The organism is Nitrospirillum pindoramense, assembly GCF_007827955.1.
Classification (GTDB): domain Bacteria; phylum Pseudomonadota; class Alphaproteobacteria; order Azospirillales; family Azospirillaceae; genus Nitrospirillum; species Nitrospirillum amazonense_B.
This window is the reverse complement of record NZ_VITR01000015.1, coordinates 95,887-112,787: the sequence shown is the minus strand read 5'-3', so window position 1 is coordinate 112,787 and position 16,901 is coordinate 95,887. Positions and strand designations below refer to the sequence as shown.

The following is a 16,901-nucleotide window of genomic DNA, read 5'->3' as shown; positions in this document are numbered from 1 at the left end:
CACAACCCCCCAAATAGACCCGCGTCGTGCCCGTCAGCCGTCTCTCACCACGCCCAGCCTTGTTGGCAACGCAGCGTAAAGCACATCCGATAGACACGATGGAAGTGCAAATTTTGTTACGAGTGTTATTCAGGGTTGCAGTTGCGGACGTTTGGTGCAAGATCAAATCGTGGATAACGGTCACGCGCGTCCACGCCAAGACGCCCAATTCCGCGATACGAACGGCTGCTCCCAAGGCCCCAACCAGCCCGCTCGCGTTGCAAGGTATATCACTGCACTATCATGGATTGAAGTCGCTAGGGATCCCGTTGCCACCGGGCCGTGTCGCCTGAGGAACAGCACCGTGCAGGGGATGCTGCGCCGCCGGGAATCCGCCGCGAACAAGGGAGTTGCCAGCATGTATGCGGACGATATCGCAGCGCCGTCGGCACCGTCGGCCGCCGTCCCCCATCCGCAGGGCGTACGCCTGTCGAGCGCGCAGCAACAGGCATGGTTCCTGGAGCGGCTGGTGCCCGATACGGTGGCCTACAACTTCCAGGCGCGATTCACCATCACCGGGCCGCTGGACGTGGCAGCGCTGACCGGGGCCCTCGCCGATCTGATCATCCGCCATGAAATCCTGCGCACCGTCTTCCTGGAGGGTGAGGACACGCCCTACCAAGTGGTGCAGGCGCCCTGGCTGCCGGAACTGCCTATGGTGGACCTGGCGGGCGTGCCCGAGGGCATGCGCGACAGCTATGCCGAATTGCTGATCGAGACGGAAATCCGCAAGCGGATCGATGTCGGCCGGCTGCCCCTGGTGCGCTGGCTTCTGGTACGCCAGGCGCCTGATCGTCATCTGCTGCTGCATATCGAGCATCATCTGGTCCATGACGGTTGGTCCTACCGGCTGTTCATGCGGGAACTGGCGGCGCTGTACAGCGCCCGGGTACGCGGCGGCGGCGTGGACGCGGAGCTGACCAATGATCTGGACGCCACGTTGGGCGAGGTCACCCAATTCGCCGATTACTGCCGGTGGGAGGGGGCGTGGCTGGACTCGGCGGAGGGCCGGGGCCAGCGGGCCTTCTGGCGCGACCGCCTGGCGGGCTGGCCGGCCTACGGCCACAGCCTGGTGGCCGGCGTGGCCGAGCGGCGCCAGGCCCTGACCTTCTCCGGCGCGTCGCAATCCTTCCCGATTCCCGGCGCCACCTTGGGCGCGCTGGTCGACCTGGCCACCGCCACCCGGACCACCCTGTTCGAGCTGATGTTGACCATCTTCGGCGCCCTGGTGCGGGAGCGGCGGGGCCTGGACCGGGTCATCATCGGCACGGCCATCGCCAACCGTGACCAGCCGGAAACGCAGACGGTGATCGGCATGCTGGTCAACATGCTGCCCCTGCGCCTGCAAGGCGATGGCAGCTTGAGCGACCTGCTGGCCGCCACCCGGGAGGAAGTGCGCGCCGCCTTTCTCAACGGCCGCATTCCCGTCTCCACCATGGTGGAGGACCTGCAGCCGGCACGGGTGGCCAACGCCCTGCCCTACATCCAGACCAGTTTCAGCTTCCACAACTCCATGACACGCGACCTGGCCTTCCACGGGCTGACCGTGGAGGTGACCGAGGGTGTGTCCAACGGATCGGCCAAATTCGACCTTAACGTCATCGTCGTCTTCGATGACGAGGCCAATCCCCGCCGCGGCGGCCGCGTCCTGGCCGAATACGCCCATGACCTGGCGCCGGCCGGCGACATCCAGGCGTTCTTCGAGGACTTCCTGGCGATCGCGGCGCGCTGGGCCGCCACCCCGCATCTCGATCTGGCCCGCCTGCGCGCCGGCGGCTCCTCCGCGGTCAGCGGACGGGATGTCGATCTGGCCTATTGGCGCCGGGCACTGGCCGACCTGGAGGACGCGAGGTTGGCCGGACCGGCCTATCACACCGCCCGCGCCAGCGGGCATCGGGCCCGGCTGAGCCAGTCCTTGCCCAAGACGCCCCACGCCCCGGATCTGCTGGCGGCCTACGCCCTGGTTCTGGCCCGCCACACTGGCGGCGACGACGTGCTGTTCGGTTATCGGCCCGAGGGTCGGGCGGAAGCCCTGCCCCTTCGATTGCGGGTCGACGAGGATCAGTCCTGGACCGCGTTGAAGGGGCACGCCGCCTCAACCGCGGCCTCGGGGTTGGCGCACGGCGACCTGCCCTTGGCCATCCTGGCAGAAGCGGTGGCGGACGGACGCGACGGCGGCCTGTTCCAGACCGCGCTGGTCATGGGTGCCGGCGGCGCCCCATCGACCGCGCTGGAACTGTGCGTGGCGGGGGACCGCCTGACCCTGGACTATGACGACGGCCTATTGACGGAGGCGCAGGTGGCGCGCCTGGGCGCCAGCCTGGTGCAGGTGCTGGCCGCCGCCCAGCCGGAGGCGCCCCTCACCGACATCCCCAGCATGGACGCGGCGGAACGGGACCGGGTCCTGACCTGGTCCACCGGCGCCACACCGGCCTTCCCCGACCGGACGGTGCACGGCCAGTTCGAATACTGGGCCGCGCGGCAGCCCGACGCCGTGGCCCTGCGCCACGGTGGCGTCCGGAAACCCGCCACCGTCAGCTACGGCGCCCTGGACCAGGCGGCGGCGCGGATCGCGGCCGGACTGCGGCTGCGGGGGGTGGAGCCGGGTGACACCGTGGGCATCGCCGCCAGCCGGAGCCCCGCGCTGATCGCCGCCTTGCTGGGGATTCTGAAGGCCGGCGCCGCCTACGTGCCGTTCGAGACCGACTTCCCGGCGGAACGCCAACGTCTGATCCTGGTGGAAAGCAGGGCCCGCCTGGTGCTGACGGACGCGCCCGACGCCATCACCGCCGGGCTGGACCTGCCGGTGGTGGTCATCGACCCGCTGTTGTCCGAAGCGCCGCCCGCCCGGACGGATGGCGCGGCAAGCGCCATTCGGTCCCCGGAGGCAGGGCCCGCCGATCGCGCGTACATCATGTTCACGTCGGGGTCCACGGGGACGCCCAAGGGGGTGCACAGCACCCACGAGGCCGTCGTCAGCCTGGTATGCGACACCGACTATCTCGCCGTCGCGCCCACCGACCGCCTGATGGCGTTCGCGCCGCTGTCCTTCGACGCCTCGACCTTCGAGATGTGGGCCGCGCTGTTGAACGGCGCGTCCCTGCTGCTGCCACCGGTACGGACCGGCCTGGATGAACTGGCGGAGCTGGTGGCGGCGGAGAAGGTCAGCATCCTGTGGATGACCACCGCGTTGTTCAAGGAACTGGTGGAGGCCCATCCCGCCACCGTCGCGGCCACGCGCTGGGCCATGACAGGCGGGGACATCGTGCCGCCGGACAGCGTACGGGCGCTGTTCGCAGCACCGGGCGCCTGCCGCCTGATGGTGGCGTATGGCCCCACCGAGGCCACGACCTTCACCACCTGTCACGAAATCACGCGGGACGCGCCCCTTGGCGACCGCGTGTCCATCGGCCGCCCCATCGCCCACACCAACCTCTACCTGCTGGACCGGCGGGGTCGGCTGGTCCCGCCGGGGGTGCCGGGGGAGATCGCCATCGGCGGCCGCAGGGTTTCCGGCGCGTATATCGACAGGCCGGCCCTGACGGCGGAACGTTTCATCCCGAATCCGTTCATTCCCGGCGACACCCTGTTCCGCAGCGGCGACGTCGGCATCTGGGCCGAGGACGGCACCCTGGATTTCCAGGGCCGCACCGACGACCAGGTGAAAATCCGCGGCTTTCGGGTGGAGCCAGGCGAGGTGGAGGCGGTGCTGCGGCGGCTGGACGGTGTGCGGGACGCCACGGTCATCGCCCATCGCACCCCGCGCGACAAGCGCCTGGTGGGCTTCGTCGTGCCTCAGGCCGGCGCCGACCTGACGGAGGCGTCCCTGCGCGCCGCCCTGCGTGCCACCCTGCCGGACTACATGGTGCCGGCACGGTTCCTGCTGGTGGAGGCGCTGCCGCTGCAAACCACGGGCAAGCTGGACAAGCGCCGCCTCAACCGGCTGGCGGACGAGGCGGCATCCGACGGCGGCACGCCCGATACCGCGCCATCCAGCCTGGAGCCGATGGTGGCCGGGGTTTGGCGGGAAATCCTGGGCCTGGCGGCGGTGGCACCGGAGGATGACTTCTTCGCCCTGGGCGGGCATTCGCTGGCCGCCATGCGCATCATGTCGCGCCTGTCGCGTGAGGTGGGACGCCGCTTGCCCCTGAGCCTGCTGTTCGAGGGACCGACCGTGCGGGCCCTGGCCGCTGCCATCGACGCCCGCCGGTCCGCATGACACCGGCCCCGCGCCGCGCCACGGGGATGGCCTGCCATGGATGACGCTTTGGCCCGCGACCTGGCCCCCCGGCTGCCGCCGCCCTCGGCCGCCCAGCGGCGGTTGTGGTTCGTCAGCCAGTTCGAGGACCAGGGCCGCACCTACAACGTGCCGGTCGCCCTGCATCTCCGGGGGCGGCTGGACGTCGCCGCGCTGGAGCGGGCGCTGGCCCTCATGACCCAGCGCCACGACGCCTTGCGTTTCCGCTTCCCCGCCGTGGACGGCGAACCCGTCATCGACGAGGTGGAGGAGCCCTTCGCCCTGGCCCGAGCGACGGCCTCCGATGACGCGGCGTTCGACAGCTTTGCGGCCGCGGAGGCCGCCCGGCCTTTCAACCTGGAGCACGGCCCCCTGTTCCGCGCCACGCTGGTCGCCCGCGGACCAGAGGCGCACGCCCTGCTGCTCAACTGCCACCACATCATCATCGACGACTGGTCGGTGGCTGTGTTGTTGCGCGACCTGGGCCGGGCCTACGATGCCCTGGTGGCCGGCCTTACCCCGCCCCTGCCGCCCACCCAGTTCCGTTTCGCCGACCATCTGGCGCGGGAGGCCACGGAAGGCATTCCCTTTCTGGAGGAGCAATACGACCATTGGGCCCGCCGACTGGCCGATGCCCCCGCCCTGATCCCCCTGCCCACCGATAACCCCCGCCCCCGCGTTCAAAGCTTCGTCGGCGACCGCGTGTCCTTCACCGTGCCGGCGCCGGCCGCCGCCGCCCTGCGGGGCCTGGGGCGCCAGTTGGGCGCCACCTTGTTCATGACCGGCCTGGCCGCCTTCGCCCTGGTGCTGGCGCGCTATACCCGGCAAGCCGATCTGGTCGTGGGCGCGCCCATGGCCCGGCGGACCACGCCGGAGGCCGAGGGCCTGGTCGGCTTCTTCGTCAATGTCGTGCCCCTGCGCCTGGATCTGGGCGGCGCCCCCACCTTCGCGGAGATGGTGCGGCGGGTGCGCGCGGAGCTGCTCGACGCCCTCGACAACGCCGACGTGCCGTTCGACGGCTTGGTGGAGCGGTTGCGCCCCCGTCGCGACCCCGGCCACACTCCCCTGTTCCAGGTGATGTTTGACGCGCTGGCCGACAGTTTCGGCACCCTGACCATGAGCGGGCTGGAGGTTGAAGCGAGCCCGCTGAACTCCGGCACCTCCAAATACGACCTGACGCTCAGCCTGAAGGATACGGGCAGCCACATCCTGGGGGCGGTGGAGTACAGCACAGACCTGTTCACCGCCGCCACCGCCGAGCGGCTGGCCCGCCACTACACCATTCTGCTAGCCGCCGCCGTCGCGGCGCCGGAAACGCCCATCGCCCAGTTGCCCCTGATGCCGGCGGACGAGGTGGCGACGCTGCTGGCCCTGGCCCAGCCGGCGAGCCCCCTGGCGCCCCCGCCCTGGCCCGCCTTTCCCCGCCTGTTCCAGGCCGCCGCCGCCCGCCGGGCGACGGCCGTTGCCATCGTCCACGGCGACCGCCAAATCCGCTATGGCGAGCTGGCGGCGCGGGTCGACGCCCTGGCGGCCCGGCTGACGGCGGCCGGGGCCGTTCCCGGCCGGCCGGTGGCGGTAATGCTGGATTATGGCCCTGACGTGGTGGTGGCGCTGCTGGCGATCCACCGGGCGGGCGCCGCCTTCCTTCCGGTGTCGCCGGAGGATGCCCGGGCCCCCGAGGTTCTGGCCGATGCCGCCCCCACCCTCATCCTAACCACAGCCGCCCGCCAGCCCTCCAACCCGCCAGCACCCCTGCTGCTGATCGAGGCCGGAGCCGAGGGAGGGGCGATACCGCCACCGGTGAATTGGGCGCCGGTGAGTTGGGCAGCGGAGGATCTGGCATATGTTCTCTACACCTCAGGGTCGACAGGGCGGCCCAAAGGCGTACGGGTGACGCATGGCGCCCTGGCCGCCGCCTGCCAGGCCTGGGCCCAGGTCTATGATCTGGCCGACCCCGACTTGGCCACCTTGCAGATGGCCAACTTCACGTTCGACGTTTTCATCGGCGATGTCGCCCGTACCCTGGGTTCCGGCGGGCGGCTGGTGATGGTGCCCCGTGACACCCTGCTGGACCCGCCCAGCCTGTATCGCCTGATGCTGGCCGAGACGGTGCGCTTCGCCGAGTTCGTGCCCGTGGTGCTGCGCGAGTTGCTGACCCATCTGGAAGCGGTGGGACAGCGCCTGGACGGCCTGAAGACCCTGGTTTGCGGATCGGACATCTGGTTCGTGCACGAATATCGCCGGGTCCAGGCCCTGTGCGCGGCCGGCGCCCGCGTCTACGGCTCCTACGGTGTGACCGAGGCGACCATCGACAGCGCCCTGATCGCGCTGGAGGCCCCGCAAGGCCTGGATGGGGGCGAGCGGGCCATGCCGATCGGCCGGCCCATTCCCAGCGCGCAGTTGCATGTGCTGGACCCCGACCTGTGCCTGGTGCCCGTGGGCGTCCCCGGGGAACTGGTCATTGGCGGACCGGCCGTGGCGGACGGCTATCTGAACCGGCCGGACCTGACCGCCAGCCGCTTCCTGACCGGCGGCTTCGACACCCATGGCCGGCTGGTCGCGGGGCTGGGCCCCGGGCGCTATTACCGGACGGGCGACCTTTGCCGGCAGTCGCCCGACGGCGTGATCGAATTCCTGGGGCGGTTGGACAACCAGGTGAAGATCCGGGGGTTCCGGATCGAGCCGGGCGAGGTCGAGACGGTGCTGTCGGAGCATCCGGGCGTGCGCGAATGCGCGGTCCTGGCCCACCCCGCCCCGGGGGGCGAGGCGGAGCTGGCGGCGTATGTCCGGGGGGAGGCGCCGTTGGATGCGGTGCGCGCCTACCTGCGCCAGCGCCTGCCGGCCCACATGGTGCCCAGCCACCTGATGGCCATGGACGTGTTTCCCCTGACCAGCAGCGGCAAGATCAATCGCAAGGCCCTGCCATCCCCGGCGCCGGTCATCGGGAACGGCGTCCAGGTGGCGCCCCGTGACGAGACCGAGCGTCAGGTGGCGGCCCTATGGGTGGAGCTGCTGCGGGTGCCCGCGGTGGGCGCACACGACGATTTCTTCGCCCTGGGCGGCCATTCCCTGCTGGGCGCCCGCCTCATGTCCCGCCTGCGCGACCATTTCGGGGTGGCGCTGCCGCTGTCGGACCTGTTCGCCGGGCCGACGGTCGCCGATCTGGCCGAGCGGGTAGCCGCCGCCAAGCGGGAATCGGGTCCGGCGGCACCGGGGGACGACGCCCCCCTGCCCCCGGCGCCGGCGGATGAGCGGCGGCGCCTGTCGCATGCCCAGCGCCGGCTGTGGCTGACCCAACGGCTGGGCGGCATGACCGCCGCCTACAACATCCCGGACGCCCAGCGCCTGCGCGGGCCCCTGGACACGGGCGCCCTGGCCCTGGCCCTGGCGGACGTGGCGGCGCGGCACGAAGCCCTGCGCAGCCGCTTCAGCGCGACGGTGGATAGCATCACCACCGCCGACGGCCACCGGGTGGAGGAACCCACGGTGGCGATCATGCCGCCCGGCCCCGTGGACCTGGTCCAGCGCCCAGCCACAGAGGACACGCTGCCGGGCTTGCTGGCCGAACAGGCGTCCCTGGTGTTCGACCTGGCACGGGAGGCGCCCCTGCGCGCCCTGCTGCTGACCTTGGCGGCCGATGACCATGTGCTGTGCGTGACCACGCACCACATCGCATCGGATGGCTGGTCGTCCGGCTTGTTCTGGCGTGAGCTGGCCGCGTGCTATGACGCGCGCCGCAATCACCGGACCCCGTCCTTGCCGCCCCTGCCGGCACAATACGCCGACTACGCCACCTGGCAGCGCGGCCGCCTGGTGGAAACGGAACACGCCCACCTGGCCTATTGGCGCCGACAGTTGGCCAATCCGCCAACCCCCCTGGCCTTGCCCGTCCGGCCGGGCGCGCCCACCCCGGCGTCGGACGTCGGCGCCACGCTGGACTTCACCCTGCCGCCAGCACTGGCCCAGGATCTGCGCCAACGGGCCCAGGCCTGGCGCTGCACGCCGTTCATGGTGCTGTACGCCGCCTTCACGCTGGTGCTGTGGCGCTATACCGGCCAGGACGACATCATGGTGGGTTGCCCGGTGGCCGGCCGCCGCCACCGTGACGCCGAGCCCCTGATCGGCTTCTTCGTCAACATGTTGCCCCTGCGCCTGACCATCGGGGGGGACGACACCGTCGCCAGCCTGGCCGCACGGGCGCGGCAAACCTGCCTGGAGGCCTTCGATCACCAGGACGTGCCCTTCGACCTGCTGGTGGAGCGGCTGAACCCGGAGCGGGGGCCGGGGCAACACCCGTATTTCCAGGTGGGCCTGGTCTGGCAGGATGGGGTGGAGGCGCCCACCACCCTGGGCGACCTGGCCATGACGCCCGTACCCGTGGCCCTAAATCACGCCAAGCTGGATCTGGTGTTGGCGCTAGGGGGACCGGAGGCGCGCACCGCCAGCCTGGCCTACCGCACAGACCTGTTCGACGACGCCACCATCGCCCGCCTGCGCGATCACCTGCTGGTCCTGCTGGCCGGCCTGGCCGAGGGGGATGACGCCCGTCGGGTGGCCGATCTGCCATTGCTGACCGCGGCGGAACGCCGGCAGGCCCTGGTCGACTGGAACGACACCGCCACCCCCTGGCCCCATCCGGCGCCGACCCTGGACGGGGTTATCTCCACCCAGGCCCAGCGCACGCCGGATGCCGTCGCCCTGGAGCATGGCGGGCGCCGCTGGAGCTATCGGGCCCTGGACCGGTTGGCCGGACATCTGGCCATGACATTGCGCGCGCGGGGGGTGGGGCGTGGCGACACCGTCGGCCTGTACACCGGACGCCACCCCCATCTGGTCACGGGCATGCTGGGCATCCTGAAAGCCGGCGCCGCCTATGTGCCGCTGGACCCGGAGGCGCCGGCGGACGGTTGGAGCCGCCACGTCGTGGCCGACGCCGGCTTGTCGGCGGTGGTCACCCGCGCCGACATGGCCTCGGCGGCGGCGGCGCTGGGCCTGCCGCTGGTGGTGGTGGACGACCTGGTGGATGACGCACCGGTGGACCCGGACACCGGCCTGTCCGGGGAGCGCCAGCCCGGCGACCGCGCCTACATCCTCTACACCTCCGGCTCCACCGGCCGGCCGAAGGGCGTGGCCGTCAGCCATGGCGCCATCCGCAACACGGTCCTGGCCTTTATCCGGCATATGGCCTTGGCCCCGGGCGCCCGGTTGCTTCAGTTCTTCTCCCCCGTCTTCGACGGTGTCGGCTGTGAAGTGTTCCCCACCCTGGCCGGGGGCGGCACCGTGGTCTTCGCCGACCGCGCCGACCTGCTGCCGGGCCCGCCCCTGGCGCGGACCCTGGCGCGAAACCGCATCAGCCATCTGCTGATCACGCCGTCCGCCCTGCGGCTGGTACCGGAGGACGATCTGCCGGACCTGCAGGTCATCATGGTGGCAGGGGAGGCTTGCCCGCCGGCCCTGGCCCAGCGCTGGGCCACCGGCCGCCGCTTCCTCAACGGCTACGGTCCCACGGAAACGGCGGTCTGCGCCTCCGTCACCGACTACTGGGCGGAGCGGGGGCGCCTGGTGCTGCGCCCGTTGGAAAACGCCACGCTGGACGTGTTGGACGCCGCCGGCAACCTGATGCCGGTGGGCCTGGCGGGCGAACTGTGCGTGGGCGGTGCCGGCCTGGCCGATGGCTACCTGAACCTGCCCGACCGCACCGCGGCCGCCTTCGTGTCCGACCGCAACCGGGCGGGCGGTCGCCTGTACCGCACGGGCGACCGCGTCCGCCGCCGGCCCGATGGCAGCATCGAATTCCTAGGCCGCGCCGACCGCCAGGTGAAGGTGCGGGGCTTCCGCATCGAGTTGGATGAGGTCGCGGTCGCCTTGGCCCGCCTGCCGGGGGTGCGTGAGGCCGCGGCCCTGGCCCCCGCCGACCGCGAGGGCCAGCGCCAGTTGGTGGCCTACGTCGTCGCCGACGGAACGTCCCAATGGTTGCGGGCGGCCGCCCGGCGGGCCCTGCCGCCGTCCCTGGTGCCGGACCGGATCATCCTCCTGGACGCCCTGCCCAAGACGAGTGCGGGCAAGATCGACCATGGCGCCCTGCCCGCGCCATCGGACCAGCCCGCCCTTCCCAGCCCGGCTGGCGCCCCAGTCGGCGCCCTGGTAGGCGACGGCACCCTGGCCATCGTCACCGCCATCTGGCGCGAGGTGCTTGACCGGGCGGACGTGGGACCGGATGAGGCCTTCTTCGACGCCGGGGGCCATTCCCTGCGCCTGGCGGTGCTGCATCAGCGGCTGACGGCGCGCTTCGGTCCGCGCCTGGCCCTGGCCGACCTGTTGCAGCATCCCACCATCCGCGCCCAAGCGCGCGCGCTGCAGGGTGCCCCGGAGGGCACCATCATGCCCGCCCCCGCGGCGCCCGCCATGACGGACGACACCGCGATCGCCGTGATCGGCCTGGCCGGCCGATTTCCCGGGGCCGGGGACGTCGCCGCGTTCTGGCGCAACCTGCGTGAGGGCATCGACGTCACCACCCACTTCACCGAGGCGGAATTGCGGGCCCGGGGCGCCGAGGCGGAAACCCTGGCCCACCCGGGCCTGGTCCGCACCGCGCTGCCTCTGGAAGACATGGATCGTTTCGACAGCGGTTTCTTTGGCTTTTCCCCCAAGGAAGCGCAGGTGATGGACCCGCAGCAACGCCTGTTCCTGGAATGCGCCTGGACCGCGCTGGAGGATGGGGGCTATGGCGACACCGCCGGACCGGACCGCCAGATCGGCGTCTTCGCCGCGTGCGGCATCAGCCACTACCTGCTGGACAACGTCCACCCGCGCCGGCGCGAGTTGCGCTTGCGTCCCGAACAGTGGGTCTTGGGCAACGACAAGGATTTCCTGGCCACCCGCGTCGCCTACAAGCTGGATCTGCGCGGCCCGGCCCTGACGGTGGAGACCGCCTGCTCCTCCTCCCTCGTCGCCGTGCACATGGCTTGCGAAAGCCTGCGGCGGGGGGAATGCGCCATGGCCTTGGCCGGCGGCGTTTCCATCGACGCCGAACGGGTAGGCTATGTCAGCGCCGACGGCGGAATCCTGTCAGCCGGCGGGCGATGCCGCCCGTTCGACGCCGCCGCCGACGGCACCACCAGCGGCAGCGGCTTGGCCGTCGTGCTGTTGAAGCCCTTGGCGGCCGCGCAGGCGGACGGGGACACGATCCATGCCGTCATCCGGGGATCCGCCGTGAACAACGACGGCACGGACAAGGTGAGCTACACCGCCCCCAGCGTGGCCGGGCAAGCACGGGTGATCCGCCAGGCGCTGGCGGCGGCGGGCGTTGACGCCGGCACCATCGGCTATGTGGAGGCGCACGGAACGGGCACGCGGCTGGGCGATCCGGTGGAGGTGCGGGCCTTGGCCCAGGCCCTTGGCGACGCGGCGGGAACACGCGCCCATCCCTGCGTTCTCGGCGCGGTCAAGGGCAACATCGGCCATCTGGACACGGCGGCCGGCGTCGCGGGGCTGGTGAAGACGGTGCTGGCGCTGGAACAGGGGATCATCCCCCCCACCCTGGGCTATGACCGGCCCAATCCCGAGATCGATTTCGCCGCCGGTCCCTTCACCGTCGCCGCCTCGGCCCTATCCTGGCCGGCGGGCGCCCAACGACGGGCCGGCGTCAGCTCCTTCGGCGTGGGCGGCACCAACGCCCATGTGGTGCTGGACGCCGCGCCCGATACGCCCGCCCCCGTCCCTGACGCGCAGGCGGGCGGGCGGGCCATCATCCTGCCGCTGTCGGCCCGCACCCCCCAGGCCCTGGCCATCCTGGCCCGGCGGCTGGCGGACCATCTGCGCCGGCACCCGGAACAGGTGGCCGACGCCGCCTACACCTTGCAGGTGGGCCGCGCCCGCCTGAGCCACCGCGCCACGGTCGTGGCCCACAGCGCCGCCGAGGCCGCCGCCGGGTTGGCAGGCGCCGTGGCCTCGGCAACGGTGGAAAAGCGGGTGGGCCGTCCGGTCGTCTTCCTTTTCCCGGGCCAGGGCAGCCAGCATGTGGACATGGCGCGGGAACTCCACGCCGCCGACCCCGTCTTCCGCGCCACCTTCGACCGCTGCGCCGACATTCTGGCCAGCCCACTGGCCATGGACCTGCGCGACCTGGTCCACCCGCCCGCGGAGGGTGACCGGGCGGCGGCGGTTGAGCGCCTGACGCAAACTCGGTACGCCCAGCCGGCGCTGTTCGCCATCGAATACGCCTTGGCCCAGTCGCTGATGGCCGCCGGCGTCCGCCCCAGCGCCCTGATGGGTCATAGCCTCGGGGAATACGTCGCCGCCTGCCTGTCCGGCCTGTTCACGCTGGACGAGGCGTTGGCGCTGGTGGCGCGGCGCGGCGCGCTGATGCAGGCGCAGCCCCCCGGCGCCATGCTGGCGGTGGAGGGCCCGGCCCAGGCCATCATCTCCTACCTGGCCCTGGGGGTGGAGATCGCGGCGGAAAACAGCCCCAACCATCGGGTGCTGGCCGGATCGCACGACGCCATCTCGGCCGTGGAAGCGGCGTGCGTGGCGGATGGGCGGCCCCATCGGCGGCTGCAGACCTCCCACGCCTTCCATAGCGCCTTGATGGCGGGCGCGGCTGACGGGTTGCTGCTCGCGAGCCATCCGCCGGCCGGCCGCCTGACCATTCCTTTCGTTTCCAACCTGACGGGAACCTGGTTCAACGCCACCGACGCGGCCGATCCCACCTATTGGGCCCGGCATCTGCGCCAGCCGGTGCGGTTCGCCGATGGCCTGGCCACCCTGACGGCCGAAGGCGACCCCATCCTAGTGGAGGTGGGACCGGGCCGGGCGCTGACCACCTTGCTGGCGGATCGCGACGTGATCCCCTGCCTGCCCCATGCCCGGGAAACGGCGGGCGACGCCGATACCTATGCCCAGGCCCTGGCCCTGCTGTGGCGCCGGGGTGCCGACCTGGACTGGCGCGCCCGGCACCTTGACGCCGCAGGGCGTATCGCCCGCCGCCGCGTTCCGTTGCCAACCTATCCCTTCCAGCGCGACCGCCACTGGATCGACCGGCCAGGGGCGCCACAGCCGCCGCTGGTTCGGTATTGGCGCCGGGACGGGGCCGATCGCATCATCGTCACCCTGGGCCTGTCGGCGGATCATTGGATGGTGGATGGCCACCGACTGTTCGATGGCCGCCCCACCCTGCCCGGCACCGGTTGCCTGGAATTGGCACGGGCCGCCGTCGCGGCGGTGAGCGGCGAAGCCTTGCCGACGCTGAGCGAGGTTTACTTCCCGGCGCCGCTGGTGCTGGATCCGGAGGAGGCGCCACAGGTCCGCCTGGTGTTGACCGGAACGGGGCCGGTCCGGGACTTCGTCCTGGAAAGCCGGGCAGCCGGGAATGAGGATTGGCGACCCCACGCCCAAGGCCTGGCCGAGCCGGCCGCCGGCCCGCCGCCGCCGTCAGCCGTTCCCGAGCCACGGGGCGAGGCGGTGCCTCTGGCGCCCCTGGCCCAGGCGCTGGTCGCCTATGGTCCGGCGTGGCGATGCTTCGAACAGGTCTGGCGGGACGGGACGGACGCGGGCTGGGCCTGGCTGTGCCAACCGGACCAGGACATGGACGCCGACCTGGCGCTGCACCCAGCGCTCGCCGACATGGCGACGGCCTTCCTGTCCCTGGCCACCCGCCTGGACCAGGGCGATACCCGTGCACTGGTTCCCTTCCACTACGGCCGGGTCCAGCTATACCAGCCCCTGCCCCGCCGGCTGCTCAGCCACGCCCGCCGCGTGGGCCCGGACGCCTATGACGTGGACCTGTACGCGCCCCGGACGGAGGGTACGGATGGATTGAGCCGCGTGGCGACCATCGAGCGTTTCACCCTGCGCGCCGCGATGTCGGCACCGGCCGCCGCCCGAACGCCGGCGGACTGGTGCCAAGTCCCAGTCACGCGCCCGGCCCCCGCGATCGGTCCCGCGCTGACGGCCGTGCGCTGGCTGGTGTTTGGCGACCTCCCCGTCGCGGCGCCCCCCGGCAGCGTCATGGTCGAGGCCGGCCCCCACTTCGAGCGCGTGGCGGACGACCGCTACCGCCTGCGCCCCAATCACGCCGCCGACCATGCCGCGCTGTTGGACGCCCTGCGGGCGGAGGGCGGAGTGCCGGGCCAGATGATCCACGCCTGGACGCTCACAGGTGGAACGGTGGCGGCCGGGACTGTAGCGGACGGGACGGTGGCGGACGGGTTCGCCTCCCTGCTGGCGTTGGCCCGGGCGTTCGGCCCCGCCGTCCACACGCCCACCATCCTGACCCTGCTGACCCGCCAGGCGGCGGGCCTTCCCGGCGAGGCCGCCGCCCCCGCCGCTGCGGGAGCCGTGGGCCTGTCCCGCGCGCTGGGATGGGAATTCCCGGCGCTCCGTTGTCGCCAGATCGATCTGGACGCCGGGACGGACCCGGCGGCGCTGGCCCGCGAGCTGGCGGCGACCCCTCCGGACCCGGCCCCGCCCGGCGGCACCACGGTGGCCCTGCGCCAAGGACGACGCCTGATCCTGGACCTGGAACCGCTGGCCCCCCGCGTGGACGGTGACGGGCCGACTTGGCGTGCCGGCGGCGTCTACCTTATCACCGGCGGCCTGGGCGGCATGGGCCTCGCCCTTGCCCATCATATCGCCCGGTCCGCCCCAGGCGCCAAGCTGGCGTTGATCGCCCGGAGCCAACGCGATGAACCGGCATTGGCCAGCCTCGGCATCTTGGGCGCGGAGGTGGCGGTGTTCGCCGCCGACATGGGGGACGCGGCGGCGGTGCGCGCCGCGGTGGCGGCGGTTCGGCATCGGTTCGGCGCCGTGGCGGGCGTGATCCACGCCGCCGGCCGCGAGGCCAGCGGCCTGGTCGAGACCACCACCGAGGCCGCATGGCGCACGGTGTTGGCGCCCAAGGTGGCGGGCACGGACGCCTTGATCGACGCCGTGTCGGGCGATGGCCCCGATTTCATCCTGCTGTGCGGCTCGCTGGCCGCCTGGGTTGGCGGCCTGGGCCAAGGCGACTACGCCGCGGCCAACACCTACCTGGAGGCCGCGGCCCGGCGGGCCCGCGCGGCGGGGTACCCTGTCACCGCCGTCGCCTGGGATACCTGGGCCGAGGTCGGCATGGCGGTGAACCATGCCCGCCGTCAGGGGCGCGGAAACGCCGCCCTGGACGGCCTGAGCACGACGGAAGGGTGCCAGGTCTTCGACCGCGCCATCATGTGCGGCCAGCCGGTGTTAGTCGTGGCCAAGGATCGGTCTCTGGCGGCGCTGGCCGACCCGGCGGGGTCGAGGGCCGGCACCCCAACCGCGGGCCGCACCGGGGCTGGCGGGCCGCCGCGCACGGCGACGGAACAGGCGCTGGCCGACCTGTGGGAAGATCTGCTGGGAGTCAAGCGCCCAGGGGTGGAGGACAATTTCTTCGATCTCGGCGGTCATTCCCTGCTGGGCACGCAGTTGATCGCCCGCCTGCGGGAGCGGTGGGGGCGGTGCCTGACCCTAGCGGAGTTCCTGGAGGAGCCAACGATCGCCCGCATCGCCCGGTCCCTGCCGGTCGATGACGCCAGCGGCGCTGGCGGAGTGGCCATCGGGGCCGGCAGCGCGCTGGATCCTGACGTTCAATACTGCCTGGTGCCGGTGCAGGCGCGGGGAACCGGGCGGCCCTTCTTCTGCCTGCCGGGCATGGGCGGCAACGTCTCGCAGCTGTTGCCCCTGGCATCGGCCCTGGGGGACGACCGCCCGTTCTACGGCCTGCAATGCCTGGGCCTGGACGGCCAGCGGGAACCGCACCAGTCGGTGGAGGCAATGGCCGACCACTATATCCGCTGCGTCAGGGCTGTGCAGCCGGAGGGCCCGTATCTGCTGGGCGGCCACTCGCTGGGGGGCAAGGTGGCGTTCGAGATGGCCTGGCGCCTGACCCAGGCGGGCGAGCGGGTGGCCCATCTGGCCCTGTTCGACAGCGCCGCCCCGCCCTATGCCCGCCTGCCTCAACCCGATGACAGCCAGGTGCTCTACACCGTGCTCAGCATCTTCGGCCATTACGTTGGCCGGCGCGTCGCCCCGGACGCGGCGGAGCGGCGGCACGTGGCGGCGCTGGACCTCAAGGGCAAGCTGGCCTTCCTGCAACGCCGGATGGAGGAGTTCGGCCTGGTGAAACCCGGATCCGACCCCGGCCCCATCCGCGGCCTGTTCGCGGTCTATCAGGCCGCCGGCCGCTTCGGTGGCCATTACGACCCCAACCATGCCCCCATCACCGTGCCGATGACCCTATACCAGGCTCGCGACCCCCTGCCACCGGGTGTCAGCCTGCCGGAAATCCGCCTCACCCCGGCCTGGGGCTGGGAACGGTTCTCCACCCTGCCCGTCGCCCTGCATGCGGTGCCCGGCGACCACTTCACCTGCCTGACCGCCGCCCATGTCCAGGCGTTGGCCGACACCCTGCGGCGGGAGTTGGCGGTGGCGGAGGGGATGGCGACGGGCAAGGCCGGCGCGACCTGAGGCCGCCCGCCGACCCGGTGCGGACGGTGGGTCATGGGTGGTACTTTGCCTTTCCACCCCATCTTAGGTATTAAAACTTCCTTCGCGCCGCTTGGCGAAGCCCTGCCGGCGAACCTTGACGATTGTATGGGCGACGCGCGGTATC

Annotated in this window: 2 protein-coding genes; both read left to right on the top strand. The window is 71.9% G+C overall.

Annotated elements, in window-relative coordinates; translation table 11 throughout:
- Positions 1 to 397 precede the first annotated feature (397 nt).
- The gene (locus FBZ90_RS22310; protein WP_186455990.1) at positions 398 to 4,258 is read left to right on the top strand and encodes a non-ribosomal peptide synthetase; all 3,861 of its coding nucleotides are present in this window, start codon (positions 398 to 400) and stop codon (positions 4,256 to 4,258) included.
- A 36-nt stretch (positions 4,259 to 4,294) separates the two neighbouring features.
- Positions 4,295 to 16,756, top strand: a complete 12,462-nt coding sequence (locus FBZ90_RS22305) for a non-ribosomal peptide synthetase/type I polyketide synthase (protein ID WP_145735192.1) — start codon at positions 4,295 to 4,297, stop codon at positions 16,754 to 16,756.
- Positions 16,757 to 16,901: the final 145 nt, after the last annotated feature.

Bases quoted from the DNA above. Each gene is read 5' to 3' on its own strand.
- FBZ90_RS22310 (WP_186455990.1), top strand. From the start codon at position 398: ATGTATGCGGACGATATCGCAGCGCCGTCGGCACCGTCGGCCGCCGTC.
- FBZ90_RS22305 (WP_145735192.1), top strand. From the start codon at position 4,295: ATGGATGACGCTTTGGCCCGCGACCTGGCCCCCCGGCTGCCGCCGCCC.